Origin of the sequence: Leclercia adecarboxylata (assembly GCF_006171285.1) — a bacterium.
Classification (GTDB): Bacteria; Pseudomonadota; Gammaproteobacteria; order Enterobacterales; family Enterobacteriaceae; genus Enterobacter; species Enterobacter barmai.
This window is the reverse complement of the sequence record NZ_CP040889.1, coordinates 4,192,899-4,215,798: the sequence shown is the minus strand read 5'-3', so window position 1 is coordinate 4,215,798 and position 22,900 is coordinate 4,192,899. Positions and strand designations below refer to the sequence as shown.

General features: G+C 53.6%; 38 protein-coding genes and 1 tRNA gene. 11 read left to right on the top strand and 28 right to left on the bottom strand.

The features are described 5' to 3' along the window. The 26 genes from FHN83_RS21970 to FHN83_RS21845 all read right to left on the bottom strand — a co-directional run bounded on the left by FHN83_RS21970 (position 1) and on the right by FHN83_RS21845 (position 16,386). Complete coding sequence (locus FHN83_RS21970; RefSeq protein ID WP_139564925.1) at positions 1-186, bottom strand: hypothetical protein; 186 nt, start codon at positions 184-186, stop codon at positions 1-3. 52 nt (positions 187-238) lie between these two features. After that, positions 239-1,459 (bottom strand): phage major capsid protein, encoded by a 1,221-nt coding sequence (locus FHN83_RS21965; RefSeq protein ID WP_139564924.1) that lies wholly within the window; start codon positions 1,457-1,459, stop codon positions 239-241. Positions 1,460-1,468: 9 nt separating this feature from the next. Beyond that, a complete protein-coding gene (locus tag FHN83_RS21960) occupies positions 1,469-2,317 on the bottom strand; it encodes a head maturation protease, ClpP-related (RefSeq protein ID WP_139564923.1) in 849 nt (282 codons plus the stop codon). 11 nt (positions 2,318-2,328) lie between these two features. Next, positions 2,329-3,633 carry a phage portal protein gene (locus tag FHN83_RS21955; RefSeq protein WP_139564922.1) on the bottom strand — a complete coding sequence of 435 codons (1,305 nt, stop codon included), beginning with the start codon at positions 3,631-3,633 and terminating at the stop codon, positions 2,329-2,331. Next, a complete protein-coding gene (locus tag FHN83_RS21950; RefSeq protein WP_139564921.1) occupies positions 3,633-5,363 on the bottom strand; it encodes a terminase large subunit in 1,731 nt (576 codons plus the stop codon). Before FHN83_RS21950 ends, FHN83_RS21955 begins: the two co-directional genes overlap by 1 nt. Beyond that, positions 5,363-5,836 carry a phage terminase small subunit P27 family gene (locus FHN83_RS21945; RefSeq protein WP_139564920.1) on the bottom strand — a complete coding sequence of 158 codons (474 nt, stop codon included), beginning with the start codon at positions 5,834-5,836 and terminating at the stop codon, positions 5,363-5,365. The genes FHN83_RS21950 and FHN83_RS21945 overlap by 1 nt, the downstream gene beginning before the upstream one ends. Positions 5,837-5,960: 124 nt before the next feature. Further along, entirely contained in the window at positions 5,961-6,515 is a 555-nt protein-coding gene (locus tag FHN83_RS21940) for an HNH endonuclease (RefSeq protein WP_139564919.1), read from the bottom strand. A gap of 16 nt (positions 6,516-6,531) precedes the next feature. Next, a complete protein-coding gene (locus FHN83_RS21935; RefSeq protein WP_139564918.1) occupies positions 6,532-6,888 on the bottom strand; it encodes an HNH endonuclease in 357 nt (118 codons plus the stop codon). 122 nt (positions 6,889-7,010) lie between these two features. Beyond that, complete coding sequence (locus tag FHN83_RS21930) at positions 7,011-7,535, bottom strand: Rha family transcriptional regulator (RefSeq protein ID WP_139564917.1); 525 nt, start codon at positions 7,533-7,535, stop codon at positions 7,011-7,013. Between the two features lie 267 nt (positions 7,536-7,802). Beyond that, positions 7,803-8,261 carry a lysis protein gene (locus tag FHN83_RS21925; protein ID WP_139564916.1) on the bottom strand — a complete coding sequence of 153 codons (459 nt, stop codon included), beginning with the start codon at positions 8,259-8,261 and terminating at the stop codon, positions 7,803-7,805. After that, complete coding sequence (locus tag FHN83_RS21920) at positions 8,258-8,653, bottom strand: M15 family metallopeptidase (protein WP_139564915.1); 396 nt, start codon at positions 8,651-8,653, stop codon at positions 8,258-8,260. The genes FHN83_RS21925 and FHN83_RS21920 overlap by 4 nt, the downstream gene beginning before the upstream one ends. Beyond that, on the bottom strand, positions 8,650-8,931 hold the full coding sequence (locus FHN83_RS21915; protein ID WP_113382985.1) for a phage holin family protein: 282 nt from the start codon (positions 8,929-8,931) through the stop codon (positions 8,650-8,652). Before FHN83_RS21915 ends, FHN83_RS21920 begins: the two co-directional genes overlap by 4 nt. Beyond that, the gene (locus tag FHN83_RS21910; protein WP_061353777.1) at positions 8,928-9,326 is read right to left on the bottom strand and encodes a putative holin; all 399 of its coding nucleotides are present in this window, start codon (positions 9,324-9,326) and stop codon (positions 8,928-8,930) included. Before FHN83_RS21910 ends, FHN83_RS21915 begins: the two co-directional genes overlap by 4 nt. 154 nt (positions 9,327-9,480) lie before the next feature. Next, positions 9,481-9,556: transfer RNA gene (locus tag FHN83_RS21905), tRNA-Arg, on the bottom strand. Positions 9,557-9,679: 123 nt separating this feature from the next. After that, on the bottom strand, positions 9,680-10,459 hold the full coding sequence (locus tag FHN83_RS21900; protein ID WP_139564914.1) for an antitermination protein: 780 nt from the start codon (positions 10,457-10,459) through the stop codon (positions 9,680-9,682). After that, positions 10,456-10,572, bottom strand: coding sequence for a hypothetical protein (locus FHN83_RS21895; RefSeq protein ID WP_139564913.1), 117 nt, complete (start codon positions 10,570-10,572; stop codon positions 10,456-10,458). Before FHN83_RS21895 ends, FHN83_RS21900 begins: the two co-directional genes overlap by 4 nt. Then, entirely contained in the window at positions 10,569-10,952 is a 384-nt protein-coding gene (locus tag FHN83_RS21890) for a hypothetical protein (RefSeq protein WP_139564912.1), read from the bottom strand. Before FHN83_RS21890 ends, FHN83_RS21895 begins: the two co-directional genes overlap by 4 nt. After that, complete coding sequence (locus FHN83_RS21885; protein WP_419146425.1) at positions 10,949-11,551, bottom strand: recombination protein NinG; 603 nt, start codon at positions 11,549-11,551, stop codon at positions 10,949-10,951. Before FHN83_RS21885 ends, FHN83_RS21890 begins: the two co-directional genes overlap by 4 nt. After that, the gene (locus FHN83_RS21880) at positions 11,541-11,711 is read right to left on the bottom strand and encodes a NinE family protein (RefSeq protein WP_139564910.1); all 171 of its coding nucleotides are present in this window, start codon (positions 11,709-11,711) and stop codon (positions 11,541-11,543) included. The genes FHN83_RS21885 and FHN83_RS21880 overlap by 11 nt, the downstream gene beginning before the upstream one ends. Continuing rightward, positions 11,711-12,148, bottom strand: coding sequence for a recombination protein NinB (locus tag FHN83_RS21875; protein ID WP_139564909.1), 438 nt, complete (start codon positions 12,146-12,148; stop codon positions 11,711-11,713). The genes FHN83_RS21880 and FHN83_RS21875 overlap by 1 nt, the downstream gene beginning before the upstream one ends. A gap of 253 nt (positions 12,149-12,401) precedes the next feature. Next, a complete protein-coding gene (locus FHN83_RS21870; RefSeq protein WP_139564908.1) occupies positions 12,402-12,722 on the bottom strand; it encodes a hypothetical protein in 321 nt (106 codons plus the stop codon). Next, the gene (locus FHN83_RS21865; protein WP_139564907.1) at positions 12,719-13,051 is read right to left on the bottom strand and encodes a hypothetical protein; all 333 of its coding nucleotides are present in this window, start codon (positions 13,049-13,051) and stop codon (positions 12,719-12,721) included. The genes FHN83_RS21870 and FHN83_RS21865 overlap by 4 nt, the downstream gene beginning before the upstream one ends. After that, complete coding sequence (locus FHN83_RS21860; protein ID WP_139564906.1) at positions 13,048-14,415, bottom strand: replicative DNA helicase; 1,368 nt, start codon at positions 14,413-14,415, stop codon at positions 13,048-13,050. Before FHN83_RS21860 ends, FHN83_RS21865 begins: the two co-directional genes overlap by 4 nt. Next, complete coding sequence (locus FHN83_RS21855) at positions 14,412-15,242, bottom strand: replication protein (RefSeq protein WP_139564905.1); 831 nt, start codon at positions 15,240-15,242, stop codon at positions 14,412-14,414. Before FHN83_RS21855 ends, FHN83_RS21860 begins: the two co-directional genes overlap by 4 nt. Positions 15,243-15,489: 247 nt before the next feature. Next, a complete protein-coding gene (locus tag FHN83_RS21850; RefSeq protein ID WP_139564904.1) occupies positions 15,490-16,029 on the bottom strand; it encodes a toxin YdaT domain-containing protein in 540 nt (179 codons plus the stop codon). A 126-nt stretch (positions 16,030-16,155) separates the two neighbouring features. Next, entirely contained in the window at positions 16,156-16,386 is a 231-nt protein-coding gene (locus tag FHN83_RS21845; RefSeq protein ID WP_062937898.1) for a transcriptional regulator, read from the bottom strand. 105 nt (positions 16,387-16,491) lie between these two features. Here FHN83_RS21845 and FHN83_RS21840 point away from each other — a divergent pair, with 105 nt between their 5' ends. The 3 genes from FHN83_RS21840 to FHN83_RS21830 all read left to right on the top strand — a co-directional run bounded on the left by FHN83_RS21840 (position 16,492) and on the right by FHN83_RS21830 (position 18,935). After that, a complete protein-coding gene (locus tag FHN83_RS21840) occupies positions 16,492-17,184 on the top strand; it encodes an XRE family transcriptional regulator (protein WP_139564903.1) in 693 nt (230 codons plus the stop codon). Positions 17,185-17,298: 114 nt separating this feature from the next. Then, positions 17,299-18,129, top strand: a complete 831-nt coding sequence (locus FHN83_RS21835; RefSeq protein WP_255296455.1) for a hypothetical protein — start codon at positions 17,299-17,301, stop codon at positions 18,127-18,129. Continuing rightward, entirely contained in the window at positions 18,126-18,935 is an 810-nt protein-coding gene (locus FHN83_RS21830; RefSeq protein WP_139564902.1) for a DUF3037 domain-containing protein, read from the top strand. Before FHN83_RS21835 ends, FHN83_RS21830 begins: the two co-directional genes overlap by 4 nt. A 145-nt stretch (positions 18,936-19,080) precedes the next feature. On the opposite strand, the gene FHN83_RS21825 is transcribed toward FHN83_RS21830, so the two are convergent. Then, positions 19,081-19,278 (bottom strand): hypothetical protein, encoded by a 198-nt coding sequence (locus tag FHN83_RS21825; RefSeq protein WP_139564901.1) that lies wholly within the window; start codon positions 19,276-19,278, stop codon positions 19,081-19,083. Positions 19,279-19,768: 490 nt separating this feature from the next. Here FHN83_RS21825 and FHN83_RS28295 point away from each other — a divergent pair, with 490 nt between their 5' ends. After that, positions 19,769-19,933, top strand: a complete 165-nt coding sequence (locus tag FHN83_RS28295) for a hypothetical protein (protein ID WP_164539905.1) — start codon at positions 19,769-19,771, stop codon at positions 19,931-19,933. Here FHN83_RS28295 and FHN83_RS28290 read toward each other — a convergent pair. Then, positions 19,930-20,103, bottom strand: coding sequence for a hypothetical protein (locus FHN83_RS28290; protein ID WP_164539904.1), 174 nt, complete (start codon positions 20,101-20,103; stop codon positions 19,930-19,932). The two genes, FHN83_RS28295 and FHN83_RS28290, sit on opposite strands and share 4 nt — an antisense overlap. A gap of 270 nt (positions 20,104-20,373) precedes the next feature. On the opposite strand from FHN83_RS28290, the gene FHN83_RS28285 reads away from it, so the two are divergent. The 7 genes from FHN83_RS28285 (at position 20,374) to FHN83_RS21800 (ending at position 22,893) form a co-directional block, all read left to right on the top strand. Further along, entirely contained in the window at positions 20,374-20,547 is a 174-nt protein-coding gene (locus FHN83_RS28285; RefSeq protein ID WP_176556514.1) for a hypothetical protein, read from the top strand. After that, positions 20,544-20,702 (top strand): hypothetical protein, encoded by a 159-nt coding sequence (locus FHN83_RS28280; RefSeq protein WP_176556513.1) that lies wholly within the window; start codon positions 20,544-20,546, stop codon positions 20,700-20,702. Before FHN83_RS28285 ends, FHN83_RS28280 begins: the two co-directional genes overlap by 4 nt. Beyond that, positions 20,699-20,908, top strand: a complete 210-nt coding sequence (locus FHN83_RS21820; RefSeq protein ID WP_032612224.1) for a cell division protein FtsZ — start codon at positions 20,699-20,701, stop codon at positions 20,906-20,908. The genes FHN83_RS28280 and FHN83_RS21820 overlap by 4 nt, the downstream gene beginning before the upstream one ends. A gap of 7 nt (positions 20,909-20,915) precedes the next feature. Further along, a complete protein-coding gene (locus tag FHN83_RS21815; protein WP_226078986.1) occupies positions 20,916-21,137 on the top strand; it encodes a hypothetical protein in 222 nt (73 codons plus the stop codon). Positions 21,138-21,209: 72 nt separating this feature from the next. Next, positions 21,210-21,494 (top strand): host nuclease inhibitor GamL, encoded by a 285-nt coding sequence (gamL, locus tag FHN83_RS21810; RefSeq protein WP_139564900.1) that lies wholly within the window; start codon positions 21,210-21,212, stop codon positions 21,492-21,494. 23 nt (positions 21,495-21,517) lie between these two features. Then, on the top strand, positions 21,518-22,414 hold the full coding sequence (locus FHN83_RS21805; protein WP_139564899.1) for a recombinase RecT: 897 nt from the start codon (positions 21,518-21,520) through the stop codon (positions 22,412-22,414). Continuing rightward, a complete protein-coding gene (locus FHN83_RS21800) occupies positions 22,411-22,893 on the top strand; it encodes a siphovirus Gp157 family protein (RefSeq protein ID WP_139564898.1) in 483 nt (160 codons plus the stop codon). Before FHN83_RS21805 ends, FHN83_RS21800 begins: the two co-directional genes overlap by 4 nt. Positions 22,894-22,900 lie beyond the last annotated feature (7 nt).

The window sequence follows — 22,900 nt, the reverse complement described above, 5'->3', positions numbered from 1 at the left end:
TTACTTACCTTTGCTCTTTCCTTTTGGATCGGGGTCTTTATCCGGTTCCGTTTTTTTGGCACCGGGCTCTGAGGCATAACCGCGTGCCACCAGCTCGCGACCATGCTGCTCCAGCGTTTCGAACTCAGTACCTTCAGTAAGTACATTGCCTTCAAAGTAAATGGGCTTGATAGCGATCAGCTTCATGGCTGTCTCCTTAAAGGAAAACGAAAAGCGGCCCGCAGGCCGCCGTTAAGGATTACGCGCCGCCACCAGCAGCAGGCGCAGTGAAGGATCCGTAGATGAAAGCTTCCGGGCGTTTCACCGCCAGCGCCAGGCGCTCTTCGCAGCGAATCGAGATCATGTTCTTCTCGAAGTCGTCGGCGTTCTCGGTGGAGATCACCACGTTGGCATCTTCACGGTCGAACAGCTGGGCAGCGGCGTTGAATGCACCGGTCAGGAATTTGCCCTGGAATGCTGCAGCTTCGGTCGCCACCACAGGAAGGCCCCACAGGGTAGGCCCGGTCAGGGCCGCCGGGTTCGCCAGGATATAGCGGCCCAGCGTGTCTTTGGTGAGTTCAATCTTCGCCCAGTCGATGAAGTGCAGGACGTGGCCGGAAGCCGGGAAGCGCGCCAGCTGCGCCTGCAGCATTGCGAGGCGGAGATCATCGATGCCGTTCTGCTGCTCAACGGTAAAGGCAGCGTCATAAGCAGATGCCTGTGGGACGATGCCTTTCAGGTGCGCGCCGGTACCATCGCCGAAGAGAATCTCCTGCTCTTCGACATATTTCAGGCCGTAACGCATTTCAGCGTCGATAGTGGACTGCAGCTGTGCAAAATCATCCAGGATCTGTTTGGACGCCTTGAACATGTGCGCGATGGTGGTCACCGGAGTGATCTGCGTGGCGAACTGAATATCACTGTACGGTTTGGCGGTACCTTCCGGCACGACTTTCGCCGCATTGGTGAATCCGGTCTGCTGCACCCAGAAGATGGCCGGTGCAGAGGTGCGGCCCGGCGCAATCAGATCCCGGATGAAGAGGCGCTGCTTCGGCGCGGTATCAATACCCGGCAGGCGCTGCGGCTCAACCACGCCGGTTGCCACGTCAGTGGAGATCAGCGCAGCATTCACCGGAACGCTGACGCGCTTCCCGCCTTCAACGCTTGCCGCGAACGCTTTCAGCGCTTCACTGCTGATAACGGTCTGGCCAACGGTCTCGATCACCTTTTTAGCGTTGTTCAGCGGCATGCTGGCAACGTGCTGCTCCAGTTCGCCCAGAGACGCTTTCAGAGACTTATTGGCTTCAGTCAGAGCGTTGAATTCGGTAGCGATTTTATCCACCGCTTCTTTGGTCTGCGCAGACAGCTGGCCGGAGTTTTTAGCCTCTTTCAGCGCATCCTCGGCCTTCTGGCTGAAGGTGCCGGACACTTCTTCCAGCTTAGCGGAGACTTTTTTCAGTAAATCGTTAACTTCAGACATGGTTTTTCCTTATTTGCCGAACGCCGCCAGGGCGTTTTCAAGTTGTGCAATATTTTCAGGGTTGATTTCTTCGGTAGCGCCCGGCGTACCATCATGATCGGCAGCAGCGCCTGGCTTGCTGCCGGTTAAAGCTTTCAGAAGTTTGCGACGCTCAGAGCGCGGGGTATCCGCTTTCGCCAGCAACGCGTCGAGCTTGCGCAATGCTGCCGCCGGACTGTCGTCGTCATCAGAAATTTCATCAGCGGAAAGCAGGCGATCGGCAAAACCTTTATCAACCGCATCACTGCCGCCGATATAGGTTTCGCCATCCATCATCGTGGCCACCTCTTCCTTACTGAGTCCCGTTCGCGCAGAGTAGATGTCACCCATCGCTTTATCGAAAGGCTCCATGTCTGCGGCGATTTGCGCCAGGTCATGACGGTTGCCCATCGCATAGACCCAACAGTTATGAATCATCAGGAAGGCACCACGTCCGATTTGCACGTCGTCTCCGGCCATGGCAATGATGGAGGCAGCAGATGCTGCCAGCCCCAGCACCTTCACGGTGACTTTGCCTTTGTACTCGCGCAAAAGGTTGTAGATGGCCAGGCCTTCAAACATGTCGCCGCCCGGCGAGTTGATATTCACCGTCACGTCAGCGCCATTCATTGAGCGGAGCGCACCGGCGATACGACTGGCCGTTACGCCTTCACCCCAGTAATCGGCACCGATAACGTCAAAAATAGAGATGCTGTTTTCATCAGTGTTTGCGGCTTTGATGCCGCCGTTCCAGCGCTCCATGGTGGCGGACGGCAAATCCCGTTTTGAGAGTGCAGAAGGCCGCCCCGCCGGTGCTTCCGGAAGGCTTTTCAGTGTCATGGGGATAGCTCCTAAGCCGCCTGTTTCAGCGGGGATTGCTCGAAAGGTACGTCAGGGAAAAGGTAGCTGTGCAGCTTACGCATCTGTGCGGCCTGTGCTGCCTTGCTGTTCTGCTTCAAATCTTCCAGCGGCGTCAGGTTCAGCTGAACGGTATAAAGCTCACCGCCTTCAATCGGCGGCATGTTCTCCAGACGCCGGACATCATTGCGGGACATCCAGCCGTTCTGAAGCGCCGTGGTGTAGTAAGCGGCCCGTCCGGCACTGTCAGCACGAAGCAACCCTTCAACGGAGAATTCAGCAAACAGGTCATCATCACCATCCAGCAGGCAGCGGGAAATCTCCTGCTCGATGTTTACCAGCAACGGACGCAGCGTGTTTGTCAGGAACTGCAGGTTCATTCCCTCAACGCTCGACGCCCAGCTACTCTGTTTATCAGCATGGCCAACCATAAACGGCGGCACGCGAAACCAGCGGCAGATTTCCTCAATGCTGAACGCGCGGGACTCCAGCATCTGAGCCGCTTCGGGGTTCATGGTGACGTTCTGATATTTCAGACCGCCTTCCAGGACCATAATCCGTCCAGCATTGCGTGAGCCAGTGAATGCCTGCATATAACCACGCAACCGTTCACGCTGCTCTGCATCCAGCGCTGCCTCTGCTGATAAAAAGCCCGAGCTTTGCAGCCCATTCTCAAATATCTTCGCTGCCGATTCTTCGACCGCCATAGCCGAACCGATCACATCGCGCCCGGCCATCATCGGCATCATGCCGCAGATGCCATCCAGGCCAAACCCGCGAATATGCATAATGTTTTTTACCGGGATAACGCGTTGCGTTGCCACTTCGGTATAGGTGTATTCCAGGCTGCCGTTATCCAGTCGCTTAACCACCATGTTCTGAGGCAACAGCGGAACCAGTGCCACCAGGCGATTACCGATCATCTTCTTTTCGACAAAGGCATTACCGCGCAGGCAGATACTGGCGACCAGCATCAGCATGAAACGGGATGGTGTCATTTCGAGGTTTGGCCGGCGACAAAGAACCTGGTATGCCGGATGGTCAGTGGCGGGCTTGCGTGATCCGTCCGGCTGCCGTGCGTAAATCTTTAGCGGCAGCGTGGATACAGACTCACTCAGCAGCCTGACACAGGCCCAGACGGCAGAAAGGTGGATCGCTTTATCAGCCGACACCACCTTTCCACTACTGCTCATGCCCATCCATTCCTGCCAGAAGGTTCCCGTCGTCAGTCCGATCGGCACGCCCAGCCAGTTCAGCAGCGCGCTTTTGACCCTGCCGGGCTGTTTGTTCTCTTTCATCAGAAACCTACCATTATCGGATTATCAAAGAAGCCGCTTAAATCCTGCGGCTCTTCTCCGCCGTTGAGGATTAGACGACTGAGCCCGGTAAACATGGCAACCGGGCCGTCTATCTTCGCCTCCGGCGTCGATTTGTTGGGGAAGATGTTGTCGTTTTTATCCACCTTTGCGGTGACGTTGCTCATCATCCAGGTCATTACCGGGTGATTGTTATGATGCAGGCGCCCGGCGTAAGCCAGTGCCTCAGTTTCCTTCATCGCTTCTGACAGGTTACGGACCGTCTGCGCCACCTCCACCATCGGCACGCCCTCTTCTGCCAGAGAAAGGCTGAATTGCGTCGCGCCCCATGGGTCGAATCCAATTTCACGCAGGTTTTCACCAGCAATCCACGCCAGAAGGTCTTCTTTGATAACAGCGTGATCCACCACGTCGCCATCGGTCAGCGTCAGGTGTCCGCTGTCACTCCATTTCTGGTACAACTCAGCCATCTGCCGTGAGCAGCGCTCCAGGCGACCTTCCGGCAGCCAGAATTTAAAATCCGCATGTACATGGCCGGCGGGCGCGCGCCAGACTTTTACCGCCGCACAGATATCGATTTTGTTCGCCAGGTCAACACCTGCCCACATTGGATAGGTTTTCAGCTCATGAACTGGCGCCAGAGGCTCACAGGACTCCCACTTCATCATATCCATCCAGGCCGATTCGGCACTTACCCAGATATTCAGGTGCTTGGTAAAGAAGTTATTGCGGGCTGAGACCTGCTCCTGCGCCTTTTTCGCCAGGCGGCGAAGGTCATCCCAGCGCTTACATATACCCAGCCCCGGATTGGCTTTCTGCCACACCTTTTCGTCGAACGGCTCGTCTCCCTCATCGAGCGTGAAGATAATTCCAAAAAAAGTGTCATCCTCTACCACGCCACTCAGCACCTTTACTGCGTAATCACGCAGCTCATAGCAGATACCTTCACGGTTAAAGCCTGCCGTGGTAATGGCGAACAGCAGGGATTGCGAACGGGCGCCGGTCGCGGTCTCCAGAACATCCCACACGTCACGGGTGCGGTGCGCGTGCAGCTCATCCACGATCGCGCAGTGGATATTCAGGCCATCCAGGTTGTTGGCGTCGCTGGAAAGCGGCTCAAACTTGGAGGCCGTGCGCTCCTGGAAGATCGCGAGCTTATTGTAGTCAAACAGCCTGCCCAGCGCGGCGCGTGACTGCTTAATCATGTTTACTGCGTCGTTGAATACGATGCGGGCCTGGTCGCGGGTCGTTGCAGCTGAGTAAACCTCAGCGCCGCCTTCACCATCAGCGCCGGCCATATACAGTCCGATGCCAGATGAGAGCGTTGATTTGGCGTTCTTACGCGCCACCTCGTTATAAGCCGTACGGAAACGCCTTACCATTACCGGGCGGCCTTTGTCGCTCAGCACCTGCTCCCCGGTTTGCTCGTTTACCAGCGGAACAACGAAGCCAAAAATATTAATCAGGATGAAGATGTGCCAGTCCATCAGCTCAATCGGCTTACCGGCCAGGTCGCCTTTAACATGCGGCACGAACTTGTAGAAATTCAGGATGTGCTGCGCGCGACTCTCGCTAAAGAAAATGTTGCGCTTCTCCCCTTCCTGCAGGTCATCAAGGAAACGGGCGCAGGCCTGCTTCACATATTTGCACGCAACAATTTCTCCGCCGACCACGCGCTCGGCATAGCGGATTCCGTCTGCCACTTTAGCCATCAGTCCCTCGCTTTCAGGAATTCTTCCAGCGGATCTACCTTATCAGGACCGCCAGCGTTAACTTTGCTGCGCGAGGCAGGGGTCATACCGAACTCTGACAGCATGGCGCGAATTCGCTTCCAGGCATCGGCCTTCATCGCGGCTGCCGGATGCGCTTTTATCATTACGTCACCGGTTTGTGTCTCCACCCGGTACGTATAACCTTCCGTATCGAGCGTTTCGCAGTGGCGCCGGTATTCGGTATAGGCTTCAATCAGCAGCTCCAGCGCCTTCGCATCAAGCTGCGTCAGTACGCCGATATTGTCCAGCTCCTGCGCTATTTGCTGGAACCAGTATTTACCCATCTTGTCGAGGTGCTTCGGAGTATTGGGTATCCCTTTCTCCGGCTTAGGCTCATTCTGGTTTATCGGGCGCTTGGATGGGTTCCCCCTCACCAAAACCAGGTGTGACGGGGTTTTCGGTGGTCCGGACATTGGGAAAACTCCAGTAAAATGGTACTTTGGGGGCACCCATAAAAAAGGTTTCTAACCTGCGGCGATGTGAAAAGAGGTTAGGCGGCGGTCCTTTGGGGCAAATGCCCTGAAGTTTTCACCCGCCCTATCCCCTTGACCACATGTCAGGGTGGCATTCATGATCCCTGATGCGGCGTACGTGCGTATGTGTGACGCCATAGCGCTTTGCAACATCGACCAGTTTCATTCCAGCCTTCGCGTCTCGCTCAATGCTCACGATGGTCGCTGGTGCTAACTTTGTGGCCGAGGCGCTCTGTCCTCTTCTGAGGCATACAGCCGTGCCGTGGTTAAGACTATCGGCGGCGTTCTCTTTGGGTGTTCCCCATGCAAGATTTGACCTGTTGTTATTTAGCGGGTTGCCATCAAGATGACGAGTAACATGTATGTCCGATGGTTTAACTCCGGCGAATGCAAACAACACCAACTGATGCACTTGCTTTTTAACTTTCGTCGCTCGGCTAAAGCCGGTATTAACATTCACATGCCAGTAGCCGTTATGTAGCCGCATTGAGAGTTGCCGAGGCTTGCCTGAGCGAAGAGAGTAAATAAATCCGTCATCGCTCGCCTGATACCCTGGGTAGCCGGGAATGTCTTTAAGACAGGCGCGCGGCAGCCCTGAATCATTTAACGACTCAGTCATTTTAATTTACCTTTGATTACTGGCGGTTCAGCCGTTCTTTGGCTGTCTTACGGTAGTGGCAGGAGTAACAAAGAGACTCCAGATTCCGATCTTCATCGGTGCCGCCGTGAGCTTTCGGGATAACGTGGTCGACCGTTTCCGCTGGGCGTGGTCTGCTGTTGCGCAGGCACTGCTGGCAGATGTGTCGATCACGCGTCAGGATGCGGGCTCTGATGATGTCCCACTTACTGCCGTAGCCGCGCTGATGTCGGCTCTGCCCGCGCTGATGTTGCTGCCAGCCTTCGTTGCGATGGTCATCACAGTAGCCGGAACGGTCTGTGGTAGTGCCGGAGCACCCGCGTTTACGGCAGGCGCGCGGGATAGCTGCTGGCATATTGTTGGCTCCAATAAAAAGCCCCGCGTGCGGAGGCTGTGATTTATCCCCTATAGGGCCTATCCCCGATTTATCCGCTATAGCCATTATCAAGCCCACCCAGAGATGAGCTTTGGAATGGCTTACCCGATCAGCAGGTCTGGTTGAGTCACCTGCATGATGTGCTCATGCTCAACGGCCAGAACTCGCTTCTCTTTCTTCCGCTCGTTCATCAATCGGCTGCCGATCGTACCTTTCAGCTTTGAGCGGGTTTCTTTGATGGCGTAGCGGTGCTGCATTTCTTCACCCATCGCCATGCGCCGACTCAACCGCTCAGCCATCCAGTTAAAAGCGGCGATGTATTGCTCTTTAATCGCGGTCGCCGCCTTCCCGGTGAAGCCCATCACAAGCATCATCCATCCGTCTTTCGTGATGTTGTACATCAGCCGCATCTCGCCTTTTTTATCGAGGTATTCAACGGGCTCAAAATTGAGCCGGTTAAATTCAGATGTGCAATCAGTCTCTAGCCGCTTGATAGTGCGCAGAACGTTCTTATGCGCCTTCCCGAAATAGCGGGCAATCTTCACAGATGTAGTGATGACCTTCCCGTTAGATGGCATAACCATTTCGCGGAAGTCGAAGGCCGGAATAACTGACGGATTATTCATAGCGTTTTTACCTTTTAGAAAGTGAGCCTGTCTCACAGAAAAGCCGCCCGAGAGAGGTCGCCACCTATAACGGCTGTTCTCAGGCTCGCTTACTGAAAGGCTCTCGTGATGGAATGCGCGTGAGATGCGCGGGTTTGCTGCAGGCATAAAAAAGCCCCGCTATTGCGAGGCTTGGTTATTCATGTGGTAACGGATGCATGACCCCGGCATTGCAGTGGGGAATGCGTAGGCGGTCTTTCGCCATACGAATACATGCTCACCTCCGTATTATTTCAGGCACTGAGTCCGGACATATTCCTGCAGGCCGGTCAGTTGCTTTGTGACGCTGGCGATTCGCTCTCTGAGGGTGAAATAATCCCGTCGAGCGGCTCCAGTAAGTTCGGGCTCGGCAAGAGCATCCATGCCGGAGGCGGTGGCGGCTTGATGCACTCCAGTGCAGGTTGCGGCGACACGCAGCCGTTTAGCGCCAGAATCGACATCCCGACGCAGATCGCTAATGGTGTTTTGCGCATCAGCTAGCTCCTTCGTGTATTTGGCATCCAGTGCAGCGACATCACGCTGACGGGTTTGCATGTCGGTGATGGTGGCGGTAGCCAGTGAGAGGCTTTGCTCGGCGTCATTAGCGCGCTTCCTCTCGCTCTTGTAGCTGGCATACGAAAGCCACGACGCCAGCGCCAGCAGGAGAATCACTCCCGGCACAATCAGCGACTTCAGGCTGATGTTCATGCGGGGATCTCAACGTGAGGCGCGTCGATGAATTTGGTTTCGATGGGCAGCGCCGGGTCATTTTTCCAGTTGATGCCGAAGCGGAGTTTCAGGCCCTGTTCGTCAGCTGCCTGCTTAACCGCTTTGAGCAAAGGCTTGAACTCTTCAATCTTCCAGGTGGTGTTAACCGGGATGATGTCGACGGCATGACCGGTCAGGTGACGGCTGTTCATCGTCTGAGATTTCCCGGTGGCGACCAGTTCTTTCTGTCGGGCCTGCGTTCTCAGACCTTCAATAACGATGAAGTCTACCGGTGTGATTTCCAGCGCGCGGCGGATCACTTTCACCAGGGTCGGGTTAACGCCTTTAAGGTTGTTCTCGCTGCGCTGAGAGAATTTGAAATTTTTAGTCATTGCCCGGCCTTCTGGAATACTTTTGCGAGATTGCCGCGGGAGCGCCACACGGCGATGCAGATAGCGATGTTCAGCATCAGCTCGCCCGGGTCAACCTGCAGATATTTGCCGTAGAGGATGCGGAACGCCGTAAATCCAGCTGCGAGGATCATCATGTACGCCATCCATGCCACAGCAGGACGGTGTCTCTTCCCACTCTTACTGAAGAACATCAGCCTGATGGCGATCAGTGCGCAGATAATGGCGTTTACATCAAGAACGATGGCTTGCCATGTCATTTACCTTCCTCCTCCAGTCCCGGCATTTTCCCCCGTTTTGATTTTGCGAGGATGCGAAGCAGGACTGCGACAGAGATGGAAGCGGAAACCAGCGCGCCAATGTTCGGGGATACTTCGATGCTTACTGGTGGCTGCAACAGGCCAAGGGCGGTGTTAATCACCCCGGCCAGTATCTTCGCCATAGGCACCGAGAAGAATACCCCGCCGACAAAGCTGATGACGGCGAACAGGAACTGCTTCCACAGTTGGTGTGGATCGGATGTCAGAACGTACATTGCTGCGCCAGCCAGCGCGCACAGCATTACGCCGGGCGTTGCCTCGGGGAACAGAGATGCGAACGTCACTCCGATTGTTGCGGACGTTACACCGCCAGCAATGGTTAGAGGTTCAGACATAGGTGGTCCATGTGTAGAGAAGGCCGTCAGACACGAGGGCTACGTGGCATTTGAGGGTGATTGCCTGCGGCCTGAATAAAAAAGGCGGGTTCTGGTACGCCAATCGATGGGTGCTGCGTTGCGCTATGCGCTTATAGTCCCAGGTAGTGGGTTCTGGTTCGCCTGGCTGGATTCGAACCAGCGACCAACCGCTTAGAAGGCGGTTGCTCTTTCCACTGAGCTACAGGCAAATAAAAAGCCCGAGGCGTTAACCTCAGGCTTGAATTCTTTACCGTAACAATTCACGGATTTATAGTGTTAGGGCGATGATATTCTAACTTTCGTCATTGTGCAAGCTGCAATCGTTATCGGAATCAAACTTTGCTGGTAACTTTCGATAAAATCGCATTTGCTGAGGATTCCGCTTTTTCAATCTCGGCAATCAGAGCCTCATAGAATGGCTTAACGGCCTTGTCCCATACACCAGGTGATATGGCATCAGTAAATTGACAGATGGCTCGGTAGCAGGACGACGCAGGAAGGCGCTCGTAACCTCTTCCTGAGCATTGGCGGCATGCGCTCATAACTGGCACGCCCTGCTCCTCTGACTTCTTGCGATCCATTGCAACACCCCTTCCTCTGCACTTAACGCAGGATGTTGATATGACTCCGCGCCCTCTGCATTTGGTGCACGTCTCTTCTACCTGTTCATTAGCTGTTTTTGCCGGTGTTTTCTCTCCGCAGCCGGGATGCTTAACCACCAACGCCTCTTTCCTGATTACGCCACGCCCTTTACAGCATGAGCAGGCGACTTCACTTGCGGCCGAGCGGCAATAATCCTGGTACGCAAAAGTTGCGAGCGTTTGCAGAACCTTGCCCTTAACATTGGCTTCGATCTTTCGGAAGGCAGCAACCTTATCGCAGTGCTTCAGCCCGTATTGCATTAGCAGCTGAACGGCTTTCTTTTTATCGGCATCGCTCAGATCCATCTTTCCGCTAAAAGCACTGAATCCAAGGGGAGAGCGGCTTTGAACCATTCCGAACGCCGCCATGACATCAGTACCTGTTAGCGCATCAGACGCGGTAGCCCTTGGAGAGTCCGACAGCTGCGGCGATTTAGGAGAATGGAATTTCACTGTGCTTTCAAGGTTCATGCGGCTTCCTTAATCGGCTGTTTGGTTTCGGTCTGGCTGTGCTTTGCTACTGGCGGCTGTTTGGCGCGCATGACGCTTTCGGCCTGGTATCGGGCTATCTGGTCACGGGTCATTCCTCTACCCTCTCGTTCTGCCAGAGCGGTAGCGGTGACTTCTCACCAGCGCGGCGGATCCGTGATTTGGCGTTCTTCTCGATCTGAATCAGCTTCTCGATATTCTGGCGGCGCTGCTTTTCTTCCCGGCGAAGATACTTAACGCTTTCCCAGTAGCGAGACTCCTGGTCGCAGAGCGTCATCAGGTAGTCAAAGGGGTCAATTAACGTTTCGCACTTACGGCAGCGTAGCGTCCTGTCCTTTTCGTTCACCCAAACAGCGGAATGCATGCACATCACCTTTTGGCCTTCACGCTGAATTACCAACCCATCCTGCAGGTCGTTATTCTTTGTCGGGAATGCGACAACCTTACCCAGTTCTATTTCGGTTTCTGTGCTCATGCTGCCTCCTGCTGCTTAAGTTCTTTGAGTTTTGCGCGATACTCATCGCGGATCCGGATGTAGTCGTCACGCTTCCATTTCGGTAATTCGTGCGGGCCCATGAGGGCCTCAAAACGGGCCTGACCAATTTTGGCGATCAGCGCTGGGCGATATGCCGTCAGGTTACCGGAGAGGTGGTTATTGCAGGGGGCGCACTGGCGATGGCAGTTATCCTCATTGAAGCGCAACTCAGGGTTAGCGCCTGTCGTGCGGTAATGTCCTGCGTGGTATTGCCCGTCATGGTGGCGACCGCAGCTGATGCACGGCAGATGCCGATCCCGGTACCGGATAAACTCGTTGAACGCTTGCTGCGCCTGCTTTGCGAAGTAACTTAGCGGCTTAACCTCGAGGCGTTTTTTGGCCTGCCGATCCCGGCTTTCTTTCTCAGCCTGATGCTTCTCCCTGATGTGCTTCGCCTCAGCCTTAATCTTCTCCTTAGCTCGCAGCTCCAGCGCGTAGATAGCGCCGTGAGCCGGGCAGCACCAACGGATGTTGTCGTATTGCGGGATGAATTTCTCTCCGCATACTTTGCACTTGCGGCGGGCTGGCTTACGCATGATTCCTCCTTGCTGCCAGGCGCAGCCATTTCTGATCGACGAGACGGGCGGTGTAGCCCCTGAGGGTTGGGATTTCGGATGGTTTGAGTTCCGGCTTACGCTTGCGGCGTGTCCGGACTCGGTAGATTTCATTGGTGATGATGCGAGCGAGAGGACTAGCCATTACGCAACCCTCCCGAAGTAATCACCTGAGTAGCGAACCTCGCGGAGCTGCACGCCGTTCTGCACGGCAAACGCCTGGCTGTATTCGATGAGGCTGGTCATGCGGCGGATGCCCATCTTAGCGGTGCTTTCACGGATGGCGCAGAACTCCCCTTCCAGACCCGGCACTACTTCGCCCGGCTTTCCGGTAGCAATGGCATGGCCTGAGACGTACAGGACTTTCCAGGAAGCGAGGTCGCGTGACTTGCCAGCCCACTGCAATTGCTTCGCTGTATCGCCGCAGAGAGCGTGGAAGAGGTCGTTTTGGGCGAGAGTGCGGTCAGCCTCAGAAAACTTCACCACGAGCGGCATAGCGTCGTTAACGGGCAGCTTCCTGATGTAGTCGATGAGGTTATTGCGAACGCGTTCGTCGCGGAGGTAGAAAATTGGCTGCTTCATACGCCACCCCCGAGAGGTAACGCAGAATGCAGAAAATCGCCGGTGCATTTATGCATCGGTGACAGGTGAAGATGTTCAGATTGTGGTCGCATATAACGTCCCCATTATATGCGCAGGGGACACCGGGTGTTCAGGCCGGTGCGTTGTTATTATCGCTCACTGATATTGAATTATCAACGCGAGAAAAAGGCCTCCGGAGAGGCCTGTTGTTGTTACTGCGGCGCCGCCTGCTCAACATTATAACGTTTCACGCTCATACTTCTGCTCTCCCGCCCCTGACTGATGCCAGGCACTGATTGAATAGGTTGGTTAAAGGGTTGGCTGTGTCACGGTTTGGCTGCTTTGGAATCCGCTTCGGCCCGATAATTGGCAGGCTTTCCGGGCGAGCAATGAAGTAGCGGTATCGCTTCTCGAAGCCCTCGCGACGCAGAGTCTTAACCCTGGTGAGTTCACATAACGCCGAAGCTATCGCCCCTTTCTGGATGGATGTGTCGCGACGGATATCAGACATGTAGCAGCCGGGGTGTTTGGTTATGTACTGGATGATTTCAGCGTATTGGCTGGAGTGTTTCATGCAGCCTCCCCGCGCAGTTCGCGCAAGTTATCCTCGGTCAGGGTCATGTTGCCGACTTCACGGCTCAGCGCCTTCTCCATCCGGTCTACGCAGCCGCGGATGCGGGTCATCTGCACTTCCGGGAACTGGCTGCGGGACATCTCGATCAGCGTGTTGTAGAGATTGCGGTTCTTCGCCTGGCGAGCCTTCACCTTTGCGCAGGCCCGGAGTGATTCGCCAATCTTGCGACCGTCAGCACGGGCAGTGGCGCGGCATAACTCCAGCGTCAGGAGGGTTTCAGGGAACTCGCGATAATCTGAGTTCATGATGATTTGCATTGCTGTGTTCATACGTCAGCCCCTTTCGTGTAGCGCTTGCTGGTAGATGGCTTGCTGGTTGAGATACGGCGAACTTCGTCCTGATCGCATGGCATGAAGTGACCGTTCACGAATTTCTGGTAAACGGTGCCGAGCGTACCGAAGCGGTTTTTGGTCACGATGACCTCGGCATATGGCGCTGCCGGAGAATGCTCGTCGTACACAGCCTCGCGGTAGAGCATGATGATGCTGTCTGCGTCCTGCTCAATGCTGCCGGAGTCGCGCAGGTCGGCGTTGGTCGGGCGCTTGTTTGGGCGCTTCTCAACGTAACGGGAAAGCTGGCTCAGAGAGATGACCGGACACTTTAAATCCTTCGCCATTGCTTTCAGGCTGCCGGAGATATGGGCGATCGCCAGGTCGTTACGGTCGGCTTTCGGCTTGGATATCAGGCCGAGATAGTCAACCAGGATAAGCGACAGTGACGGATGTTCCTGCTTGTGCCGTTCGGCAATGCTGCGGATCTCTTCAACGGTCAGTTTCGACGCATCGACCATCCAGACATCGAGGTCTTTCAGGTGGCAGATGGCGTTATAAACCCGCGCCCAGCCTTCGTCGTCCATGTTTGACGGGTTACGCAGAACGCTGACGGACATATTTTCCCGTCCGGCAATGCTGCGCTCGGCAATTTGCAGGTTGCTCATCTCCATGCTGAAAATCAGCACACCACGCAGACTGTCGGTGCCAGGCATAGGACGGCTTGCCACCCCTTCCGCAATCTTCAGCGCCAGCTCGGTCTTACCCATGCCCGGGCGAGCCGCGATAATCACCAGGTCTTCCGCATTCATCCCGCCAGTGATGGCGTCCAGCTCGTCGATTCCGGTTTTCAGGGTGTCGGACTCATCGCCGTTCTTCAGCCGGTTCTCCAGCGTGTCGGTGTAGTCGTCCAGCACATCACCGAGCCGTACCGGGGCAACCTCAGTTTTGGGCTTCCTGATGATGCTCAGGCGACGCATAAGCTCGTCCATTGCCGAGGCTGCGTTATCCAGCGTTCCGTTGCTCACGTCGCCTCGCAGCTCGTCGATTGCGCTCAGGAACATGCGGCGCTGATGCTGATCGCTAAGCATCCCGGCGTATCCGCGCAGGTTGGCGGCGCTGGGGCATGATCTGGCCGTTTCCATGATGTCAGCGAAATGCGCGTCACCGCACTCTTCGGCAACCATCAGGGCGTCAATCAGTTTGCGGTTCCGGGCCTGCTTGCGGATCACCTCAAAGGCTTTCCGGTAGACCGGTATTGTGAAAGCGTCCGCTTCCATCCGGGCGAGAACGTCACTTGCGGACGGGGTCAGGCCGCCGAGGAGTAACCCGCCAATCACACTTGCTTCGATATCCTGTCTCATGCCATCCCCCTGTCAGCGAATTTTGCTTCCCGAACTCCGGTAAGCGTGTCGTCTCTCAGCAGAAAATCGAAGTCTGCTGTCCAGCCTGTGTTGTTATCCCCGAAGTAAAACGGCTTGGCCTGATGCACGAACGCCCGGACGTACGCCCTGAACCCTTCGACGTTTGGCGTCTTGAGCTGGGGGATGATTTTCTTCAGACGACGCTTGCGTTTCTCGTTGACCGTAACCGCGTGTGGGAGCCTTTCGCCAACTTCGGTGTTGTAGGCTGCCAGGAAGGATTCGTAGTCGATGCTGACTTTGGTTCTGGCTGTAAGTTTTTCACTTCCAGCGTCGCCCCCGTCAGGGGGTAAGGGGGTTTCTTTCTTTTCTTTCTTTTGAATAGTTTCTTTTGTGTTTAGCTGAGTTGGCTTATACCCATTAGCTAACTTGGCTAATGTTTTGTTAGCCGTTTTAGCTAATGATTCGCTAACTTGGCTAACCTCGAAATTCCACTCAGAAATTATCTTGTTCACGCCAATTGCATGGCCGTTTGTCACGATGATGCTCATGGCGATCATCTCGTTTTTGGCTTTGCATACGTGGGTGTGGTGTATACCGGTCATCATCGCGATCTGGGTATTGGTGATGCGGTCGAACTTCTTACCGAACCCGTAGGTTTTGCGAATCACCGCCAGAACAACCTTCAGCTGGCGAGCCGTTAAATCGGCAGCCATAACCGCTTCCAGCAGCTCGTTAGCGATGCGGGTATACCCATCATCGAGATCTGCCACCTGACGCTCCACGGCCGATTCAGACGGCCTGTAGTCCGCTAACTTAACGACGCCCATGCTTCACCCCTGACTTAGCCATTGCGATGCGGATAACTCCAATCAGGCGCTCTGCGAATGCCTGGTTCTTGGACGCTGCTACGATAAGACCGTCTGGTGAATCTGGATGGCGTCGTTCCTCTTTTTCCTGGTACTTTCTGCGCTTAACCATTAAACTGACTCCTGTTGGATGTGTTGACGTAACACAGTGTTGAGAAGGCCTTTGAAGTGACCGCTTCAAGGGCTTTCGCTTTTTTGATACTTCCCATCACATAACTCCCAGCATTGATGTGACCATCGTCATCAGCGGGCCTACCTGGTCCGGCATGAGCCTGAACAGTGCAGCTATACCCTCGCTTACCTCTTTCAGCTTCTGATGCTCTGGTGCGTCCAGCATGACGGCCTGCTTCGCTTCCGATATTTCCTTCTCAGCCTCAGCCAGCCTGACCAGTTTGCAGTCAGCGCCAATCAGCTTTGTGCGGTACTCGATAGGCAGAACGGCCATGATTGCCGGTGTCAGCTGGCGCACGTTCTCGCGGTACTGCTCGGAGTCGAAGCGGTTATCGAGGAAGCGGAACAGCTTCTGGCGCTGCCTGCTTACATCTTTGGGGAATGTGATATCCACCCCGCCCTGCTCCCGGTACTCATTGACGATCAGCATCGTCACCACGTCCTGACCCTGAGACGCTGCCCATGAGCGGATCGCATTGCGGATCGCGTCGTGGTTATCTTCTTGTTTTTGCTGAGCGCGATTTATCATCACGCCCGGAGAAAATCCGATACTCTGTTGATAAGTAAGTGAGTGCATATACGTTCCATTTGTTTGAAATAGTTAATGTTTATTGGTGTTGTTTATCGTGCACCATTGACAGTCAACCTTGACCACGCCGGGCACCCGACCATATACCGGGCCGTTCGGTTAATGCTTTGGGTATTAAGCTGCTGACTGCTCGACCTTCGGGAAGAGAGTCGGCAGGTCTGGGCGAATCTGGTGAGCCTTAATCGCCCCACCGGTGGCGCTTACAATGCTCCCAACGTGCTCAGGGGAGACCTTTGCTTTGTTGTGCAGCCACTTGTAAACGGCCTGCTGTGATACTTCGCAGGCATCGCCCAGTTTTTTCTGAGAACCAACGATACTGATCGCGGTTTTAATTACTGGGTTCATAACAACCTCCGTAGTGAATATGAAAGAAGAATAAAACTATGGTTGTATTTAGTCAACAACCATTTTCGTTTGATGGATTAAAACCACGGTTGTACATTTGAAATTATGAAAACGACACTTGCTGAAAGACTTAAAGAAGCGCGATCTGCGCGGGGGCTTACTCAAAAGGCTCTCGGGGATCTGGTTGGGGTTAGCCAAGCGGCCATTCAGAAGATTGAAACTGGCAAGGCCAATCAGACCACCAAGCTTGTTGATATTGCTAACGCTCTTGGGGTAATGCCTGACTGGCTTAGCTCAGGCGAAGGATCTATGCATAACGGCGCAAAATACCCAGTGGCCGCTTTAACAGCACATCCGGCCTCTGACGTTTTCCGCGTCGACGTTCTCGACCTGACTGTTAGTGCGGGGCCAGGCTCTTTCATGATTTCGGAATTTGTAGAAGTTCTGCACGCCATTGAGTTCACTACTGAGCACGCGCGATCCCTCTTTGGAAACCGCACTCAGCATGATGTGAAGGTAATGACTGTTGATGGCGACAGCATGTGCCCGACAATACAGTCTGGCGATCGCCTCTTCTTCGACGTTTCAGTGAGGAACTTCAAGGTTGACGGGGTGTATGCGTTTGTCTTCGGGCAGCACTTCCACGTCAAGCGCCTGCAAATGCAGGGCCTGCAGCTGGCTGTACTTTCCGATAACCCGGCGTACAAAGACTGGTATGTGACAGAAGAAAATCAGGACCAGCTGTACATCATGGGTAAGGCGCTGATCCATGAGTCCATTGCTTACAACAAGCTTTGAGGCTGGGGCTTCGGCAAGGTGTTCTGGTCGGCGCATAGCTGGTAGCAACTGCGATTGCGAACATCAAGATCTAGGCGAAAAGGTAAGCTACCTATTAATTGCATTCACGAGGAAATGATGCAGGACGATCATCAGAGTGAAGGACAGATTACTGACCAAGATAATTTATTTGGCTTAGATGTAGTAAGTATGCGTCCTGTTTTAGGAAAAAGGACCGCTCATCTTAGACACACTGTGATTGCAACTGATGGATGGGAATATGCAGTTAAATGCTGCCAAGATGGAGCCGATTCCCTAGCCAAGATTGCCCACAACCCAATGCTAGTACCGGCAAGCGAATGGCTATGCACTAAACTTGCTGACATGTGTGGTATAGCAACTCCGCACTGCAAAATAATTCATGATGAGAGCACTGGAGTTGATTACTTTGGGTCGAGATATGATTTGTCTGCTACCTCCACTCCGATGGATGAAATAACCTTTGCAGAGCATTTGTGTACGTCGACAGCTCTTAAGAATCAGGTTTGGGCTATCTACGCATTTGATCAGTTTATATTCAATGTCGATAGGAACTTGTCGAACTATCTGTATTCTGTTGGTCGTGATGGACATGTGATCGTCCAGCCTTTTGATTTTGGTTTTTCCTCACTGGTGATGGGGTGGCCAAATAGAACTGGTGACGCGCTGCTGCCTTATGGGTGCCCGACAACCGATAAGTGGGTAAGCATTAGAAAGTTGACAGGAGATCATCCTTCCTGTAGAGAATCAGGCCTAGCTATACTTGATAAGCTTTCAAGAATTCAGCCAGGAACGATTGAGTCCATATGTAATGATATGCCAGAATCCTGGCTCAACCCCCTTCAAAAATCGGCTTTAACGTCATGGTGGGCGAGTAACAATAGGCAAACGCGAATAGATGTTGTTCGGAAAGAGGTGTTGAGATGACAGTATATAACTACAGCATCATAAGGATTACCCCAAATCCAGTTCGAGCAGAATCTATCAATATTGGTCTTGTTGTAGCTACACCAGGCGGCCCAGACATCCGGGTCCTTGAAACATCTACAAAGATAAAAGCGATAACTAAAACGTTTAGCATGGAAAATCTTGAGGATCTAAAGTCAAGATTAGAATTCCTACTAACCGAAAAATTAACGCTTGAAGAGGCTGTTAGTTTTTTCCAGGGAAGCATAAGCCTTTCTAATACAGGTAATTTTTCAGCAAATACTGAATACGAGTATGAAAGTAATGTAGAATTCTTGAACAAAACCTACATAACACCTGAGAGATCTAACAAAAAGGAGCCGATTACCCAGAAGAGAATAATCACTGAGCTAAAGAATCAGTTTTCTCACTATGGGATTATGGGGAAAGGATTTGATGACCTTAACGATCACAAGGTTGTTCAGGGGTACCCTCTCTCTGCTCAACAGGGTTTGTATGCCGAACTTTTACTGAAAAATGGTGTTTATCATCTTACTGAAACGCTAGATCTCAGGACTACAAATGCAAAACAAAAAATTGGTGATAGCGCATTCAAGGCGATAACAATGAGCACGGCCAAGACTATCTGGAGCGGGCAAGTAAATACATTCCTTGTTTATGCTGCTGATATGTCTCAAGTGCGCATGCACTCGCAACAACTAGCCCTTGTTGATAATTATGCAGATAGAATGTTTAACTTACTCAGTAATGAGGAAATGTCTGTTTACTTCGAACATATGCTTACGGCCGCAGGAATGGCTGCATAAATTCTGAATCCCTCTTACCCGGCCACCGAGCCGGGTTTTTATTGCCCACCCATAAAGCTATCCCCCCATTCTGCCGATAACTATCCAGCCTGAAGCTGATAATAATAACTATCGCAACACTACCTGCCCGCCCGTGCGGGCTTTTTTATTGCCCTTTCCGCACCAACTCTGCCGCATCCCTGTTCGCCCCCTTTCCTATCACATTGCTGGTTTCATGCCGGGTACGCTCCAGCCTCTCCACCAGGTTATCCCTGCTGATCGGGGTGCCGCTAATTATCAGATCCACCACCGCCAGCCCTAAGGCGTTGAGAATCAGGCCAGCATTATCTTCGTTGATGTTCATGGTTCACCCCTTCTGATGTTTTTTTAAACATACCACCACTGAAATGAAAAATAAATTCCGTTTTAAAACAACCAAATAAAACCAATGCGCCATTAAATACAACTATTGTTGTTGACGATAAAACAACTATGGTTTTTAATAAGCCCATCGAAACAACACAGCGTTTCGGTCAGTCGAACGGCGCGACAGTAAATCCTGCGTCGGGAGCGCGGCGGGTTCAGGATGAACGGCAATGCTGCTCACAAGCGAATTACAGATCGCTTTTGCGAGAGCGATGCGTAATTCAAACCTGATAGTGAGGTGGCCCATGAAGAACATCATCAAGTGCCCGGTATGCGGTAGAGACTTCGATCCACGCACACCGGTCTGCCACATCAGCAAGTATCACCAGTCAGCGAAGAACTGCGAGCTGGAGAAGATACGCGATGCACGGCGTCAGCATTTCAACCAGCTCCCCAGAGGCTGACGGTAAACAAACAGAGAGGTGGGTATGAAATTAATTGATATGCACGAAAGTGTGCAGGCGGTTGCAGCTGAGTCGCTGGCTACGGCCTTACGGGAAAGGGTAAATCTGATGGCGGATGACCGGACGGAGTCGGCAAAGCAAGTAGCAGAAACCGTCCGGGAGGCGTTTGAGTCACTATTCAGTGATTAGCTGTTGTGTTTTTCACGGTACCCGTCAAGCAGCTTCGAATAGAGCTCGTTGATTTCTTTTGCGGTGGTTTCGGCATCGTAAAATGTAATTTTACCAGCGCGGATCAGCTCGATAATAACCTGTTGCGCGGCACCAGAGCGATTGGTGCTAGGGGCAATTGTATCTGACATTTTATTTCCTTGTTTTGACTGTGGAAACAGCAGTCTACGGCATTCCTTTGACTGTGGAAAGTAAAGGAAATCACGCGCCGGGCGTGGCTAAACATCCCGGCACCAATCATCGCGAAGCCGCCTAACCAGCGGCTTTTTTCATACCTCAGTCGCTTCAAGTAGGCGACTCAGTTATGAGACGGCGGCCATCCACCGCCACCCGTAAGTTTTCGCGCATCCAGGCGCAGGGGTTTTTACGTTCAGCGGCGCGGCTTAAGCGCGGAGATGATTATGTCCAGACATTGTGAAAATTGCGGATGTGCTATCCGCTCCGGTTATTGCACCAACTGCCAGGAAGAGGCGTATATCGCCTTCGTCCAGGCTCCCGAAATGGAGTTCAGCGAAGAGTTTATGCGAACTGCATTCCAGCAGGATTCCGAGAGTCGCAACCGGGAGGCCTCATGACAGTCACCCACAACGGCAAGCAGTACACCGCATCGAAGTTAAACGAGAACGAGTGGAAACTCTCATCGGTCGATAAACCTCGCGAGTCAATCACGTTAGACCGGGCGCAGATGGCGTTTGCCGGGTTACTTGAGCAGGTGGAGAAACAATCATGATTGCCCACTACGGCACCACCCCCATCATTCGCCAGTGTATCGAGCCTGGAATGATGGCGCTGCATGAAGGCCGCACCTACCGTGTGTCAGCTGTCATCCACGAACGCAAATGGGTGTATCTGCACACCGACGCAGAAATCATCCGTGTTAACGATCGTGTGATCGACGTGCTGCTCGACGGCACCGGCCAACCAATTCAGCACTGAGGTGATTATGCAGAAGTTTGAATATTTCGTGATGGATGGTCGTGCTCAATATGACCTTGAGCGAGCCGCAGTGTTCGAAGCGCTGGGCCAAAAAGAACCGTCGAAAAAGAGCCTGCAGCGAGACTGGGGAGATATGGGCGCATTTCTTGTACGCGCTCCGGTAACCAGTGAGGACGCATCAGGAAATTCCCGATGCGGTGCTTTCGAAGTAGTCCGCGAAATCCAGTAATACCCCACCCCATTTCACATCTGGCAGCCAATCGGTGCCGGGTGTCGCACAAGCAGATTTCAGGAGTTAACCATGGCCGCATATCGCGCATACGACCACATAGAGGATCGTCGCTGGGTCGAGCAGCAGTTAACCGACGAGAAAGAGAAGTGGATCGACGACCGGGCGCAGGAAATCATCGACATGATGCCAAAAGAGCCGTCCGGCCTCTTCCACTTCTCCGTACCGATCGACTCCAGCCCATACGAAGGACTTCGCAGCGATAAAGCTGCCGAGGAATACAACGACTTCGTTTCGGCAGTGGCCTACGCCCAGGCGGAGCACGACTGGGAGCACCGCACAGGCTGCCCGTTCTGAAAACAAATTATCAGGAGTAAATGATGAGCTTCAGCATCGTTGAGTTCGTTAAACAGCAGGAGCCGCTCTTTGCCGGGGCGGTCACCGATCAGTCCGTAACGTGGGCGAAAGAAAGCCAGTTCGCAATTCAGGCATTTCAGCGAAACGACAGGCTTGCTACAACGGCAATCAGCAACCCGGCCAGCGCGCAGAACGCGATCATCAACGTGGCCGCCATCGGCATCACGCTGAACCCGGCGAGCAAACTGGCTTATCTGGTGCCGCGCGACGGCATGGTGTGTCTCGATATCAGCTATATGGGCCTGCTTCATCTCGCACAGGCTACCGGATCCATTAAGTGGGGCCAGTGCAAACTGGTCTACTCAAACGACACTTACGAGTCGAATGGCCTCGATACTGCGCCGACCCACAAATATAACGCCTTCGGTGACCGAGGCGCGGTGGTTGGTGGCTACTGCACAGTGAAAACCCCGGATGGTGACTACCTGACGGAAGAAATGAGCCTGGCTGAGATTAAGGCGACGGAAGCTACCAGTAAGGCCAAGAATGGCCCATGGAAGAACTTCTGGGAGGAAATGGCGCGCAAGACCATCGTTAAGCGCGCCAGCAAATACTGGCCCCGCGCTGAGCGTCTGGATAACGCGATCCACGTCATCAACGAAGATGAGGGAATCCACCAGGAGCCGGTTATGACCCACACGCCAGAAAGCGAAGTAATCCTGTCTGAAGAGCAGAGAAAGCAAGAACTTCACGACAAGGTGTCGGCGCTGTGCGATGAAATGGAACGCGCTGAAACCATGCACGACCTGAAAATGCACTTCCAGGCGGCCTACAGAATGACGGCCGGCATGAAGCTGCAGCAGAACGTACAGGCCATCTATGCCGAGTGCAAAATGAAGCTTGAGGAGGTGGCGCAATGACTGCTCTCTACCAGATAGCGAATGACTTCGCCAAGCTGACCGACGCCGATATGGACCCGGAACTAATCGCAGATACCCTGGACGGCATCGAATGGGAGCTTGAAGCGAAAGTGGAGCAGATCCTGGCGGCCTGCAAAAACGAGCAGGCCTATGCGGAGACTCTTAAGGAGGAGTCCCGCAAACTGGCTGAGCGTGCAAAGGCTGCAGAGAACCGAGTGGTTAGCATGAAGGAGTATGTTGCCCGGTCTCTCGATACTGCAGGCAAGACTACCATCAAAGCTGGCATCCACCAGGTAACCATCCGGGCGCCGTCGAAGTCAGTTGAGATTACCGATGCCGCCGCCCTACCCGCTGAATATGTCGAATATGAAACCACCATCAAAGCGGACAAGTTGGCTATCAAGCATAAGCTCGACGCCGGAATCGATATCCCCGGCGCGCGCATCAAGATTGGCAAACCCTCTCTCATCATCAAATAGCCGCGGG

Excerpts from the sequence above, each read along its gene's own strand:
- FHN83_RS21970 (WP_139564925.1), bottom strand. The coding sequence starts at position 186 with ATGAAGCTGATCGCTATCAAGCCCATTTACTTTGAAGGCAATGTACTT.
- FHN83_RS21965 (WP_139564924.1), bottom strand. The coding sequence starts at position 1,459 with ATGTCTGAAGTTAACGATTTACTGAAAAAAGTCTCCGCTAAGCTGGAA.
- FHN83_RS21960 (WP_139564923.1), bottom strand. The coding sequence starts at position 2,317 with ATGACACTGAAAAGCCTTCCGGAAGCACCGGCGGGGCGGCCTTCTGCA.
- FHN83_RS21955 (WP_139564922.1), bottom strand. The coding sequence starts at position 3,633 with ATGAAAGAGAACAAACAGCCCGGCAGGGTCAAAAGCGCGCTGCTGAAC.
- FHN83_RS21950 (WP_139564921.1), bottom strand. The coding sequence starts at position 5,363 with ATGGCTAAAGTGGCAGACGGAATCCGCTATGCCGAGCGCGTGGTCGGC.
- FHN83_RS21945 (WP_139564920.1), bottom strand. The coding sequence starts at position 5,836 with ATGTCCGGACCACCGAAAACCCCGTCACACCTGGTTTTGGTGAGGGGG.
- FHN83_RS21940 (WP_139564919.1), bottom strand. The coding sequence starts at position 6,515 with ATGACTGAGTCGTTAAATGATTCAGGGCTGCCGCGCGCCTGTCTTAAA.
- FHN83_RS21935 (WP_139564918.1), bottom strand. The coding sequence starts at position 6,888 with ATGCCAGCAGCTATCCCGCGCGCCTGCCGTAAACGCGGGTGCTCCGGC.
- FHN83_RS21930 (WP_139564917.1), bottom strand. The coding sequence starts at position 7,535 with ATGAATAATCCGTCAGTTATTCCGGCCTTCGACTTCCGCGAAATGGTT.
- FHN83_RS21925 (WP_139564916.1), bottom strand. The coding sequence starts at position 8,261 with ATGAACATCAGCCTGAAGTCGCTGATTGTGCCGGGAGTGATTCTCCTG.
- FHN83_RS21920 (WP_139564915.1), bottom strand. The coding sequence starts at position 8,653 with ATGACTAAAAATTTCAAATTCTCTCAGCGCAGCGAGAACAACCTTAAA.
- FHN83_RS21915 (WP_113382985.1), bottom strand. The coding sequence starts at position 8,931 with ATGACATGGCAAGCCATCGTTCTTGATGTAAACGCCATTATCTGCGCA.
- FHN83_RS21910 (WP_061353777.1), bottom strand. The coding sequence starts at position 9,326 with ATGTCTGAACCTCTAACCATTGCTGGCGGTGTAACGTCCGCAACAATC.
- FHN83_RS21900 (WP_139564914.1), bottom strand. The coding sequence starts at position 10,459 with ATGAACCTTGAAAGCACAGTGAAATTCCATTCTCCTAAATCGCCGCAG.
- FHN83_RS21895 (WP_139564913.1), bottom strand. The coding sequence starts at position 10,572 with ATGACCCGTGACCAGATAGCCCGATACCAGGCCGAAAGCGTCATGCGC.
- FHN83_RS21890 (WP_139564912.1), bottom strand. The coding sequence starts at position 10,952 with ATGAGCACAGAAACCGAAATAGAACTGGGTAAGGTTGTCGCATTCCCG.
- FHN83_RS21880 (WP_139564910.1), bottom strand. The coding sequence starts at position 11,711 with ATGGCTAGTCCTCTCGCTCGCATCATCACCAATGAAATCTACCGAGTC.
- FHN83_RS21875 (WP_139564909.1), bottom strand. The coding sequence starts at position 12,148 with ATGAAGCAGCCAATTTTCTACCTCCGCGACGAACGCGTTCGCAATAAC.
- FHN83_RS21870 (WP_139564908.1), bottom strand. The coding sequence starts at position 12,722 with ATGAAACACTCCAGCCAATACGCTGAAATCATCCAGTACATAACCAAA.
- FHN83_RS21865 (WP_139564907.1), bottom strand. The coding sequence starts at position 13,051 with ATGAACACAGCAATGCAAATCATCATGAACTCAGATTATCGCGAGTTC.
- FHN83_RS21860 (WP_139564906.1), bottom strand. The coding sequence starts at position 14,415 with ATGAGACAGGATATCGAAGCAAGTGTGATTGGCGGGTTACTCCTCGGC.
- FHN83_RS21855 (WP_139564905.1), bottom strand. The coding sequence starts at position 15,242 with ATGGGCGTCGTTAAGTTAGCGGACTACAGGCCGTCTGAATCGGCCGTG.
- FHN83_RS21850 (WP_139564904.1), bottom strand. The coding sequence starts at position 16,029 with ATGCACTCACTTACTTATCAACAGAGTATCGGATTTTCTCCGGGCGTG.
- FHN83_RS21845 (WP_062937898.1), bottom strand. The coding sequence starts at position 16,386 with ATGAACCCAGTAATTAAAACCGCGATCAGTATCGTTGGTTCTCAGAAA.
- FHN83_RS21840 (WP_139564903.1), top strand. The coding sequence starts at position 16,492 with ATGAAAACGACACTTGCTGAAAGACTTAAAGAAGCGCGATCTGCGCGG.
- FHN83_RS21835 (WP_255296455.1), top strand. The coding sequence starts at position 17,299 with ATGATGCAGGACGATCATCAGAGTGAAGGACAGATTACTGACCAAGAT.
- FHN83_RS21830 (WP_139564902.1), top strand. The coding sequence starts at position 18,126 with ATGACAGTATATAACTACAGCATCATAAGGATTACCCCAAATCCAGTT.
- FHN83_RS21825 (WP_139564901.1), bottom strand. The coding sequence starts at position 19,278 with ATGAACATCAACGAAGATAATGCTGGCCTGATTCTCAACGCCTTAGGG.
- FHN83_RS28295 (WP_164539905.1), top strand. The coding sequence starts at position 19,769 with ATGAAATTAATTGATATGCACGAAAGTGTGCAGGCGGTTGCAGCTGAG.
- FHN83_RS28290 (WP_164539904.1), bottom strand. The coding sequence starts at position 20,103 with ATGTCAGATACAATTGCCCCTAGCACCAATCGCTCTGGTGCCGCGCAA.
- FHN83_RS28285 (WP_176556514.1), top strand. The coding sequence starts at position 20,374 with ATGTCCAGACATTGTGAAAATTGCGGATGTGCTATCCGCTCCGGTTAT.
- FHN83_RS28280 (WP_176556513.1), top strand. The coding sequence starts at position 20,544 with ATGACAGTCACCCACAACGGCAAGCAGTACACCGCATCGAAGTTAAAC.
- FHN83_RS21820 (WP_032612224.1), top strand. The coding sequence starts at position 20,699 with ATGATTGCCCACTACGGCACCACCCCCATCATTCGCCAGTGTATCGAG.
- FHN83_RS21815 (WP_226078986.1), top strand. The coding sequence starts at position 20,916 with ATGCAGAAGTTTGAATATTTCGTGATGGATGGTCGTGCTCAATATGAC.
- gamL (WP_139564900.1), top strand. The coding sequence starts at position 21,210 with ATGGCCGCATATCGCGCATACGACCACATAGAGGATCGTCGCTGGGTC.
- FHN83_RS21805 (WP_139564899.1), top strand. The coding sequence starts at position 21,518 with ATGAGCTTCAGCATCGTTGAGTTCGTTAAACAGCAGGAGCCGCTCTTT.
- FHN83_RS21800 (WP_139564898.1), top strand. The coding sequence starts at position 22,411 with ATGACTGCTCTCTACCAGATAGCGAATGACTTCGCCAAGCTGACCGAC.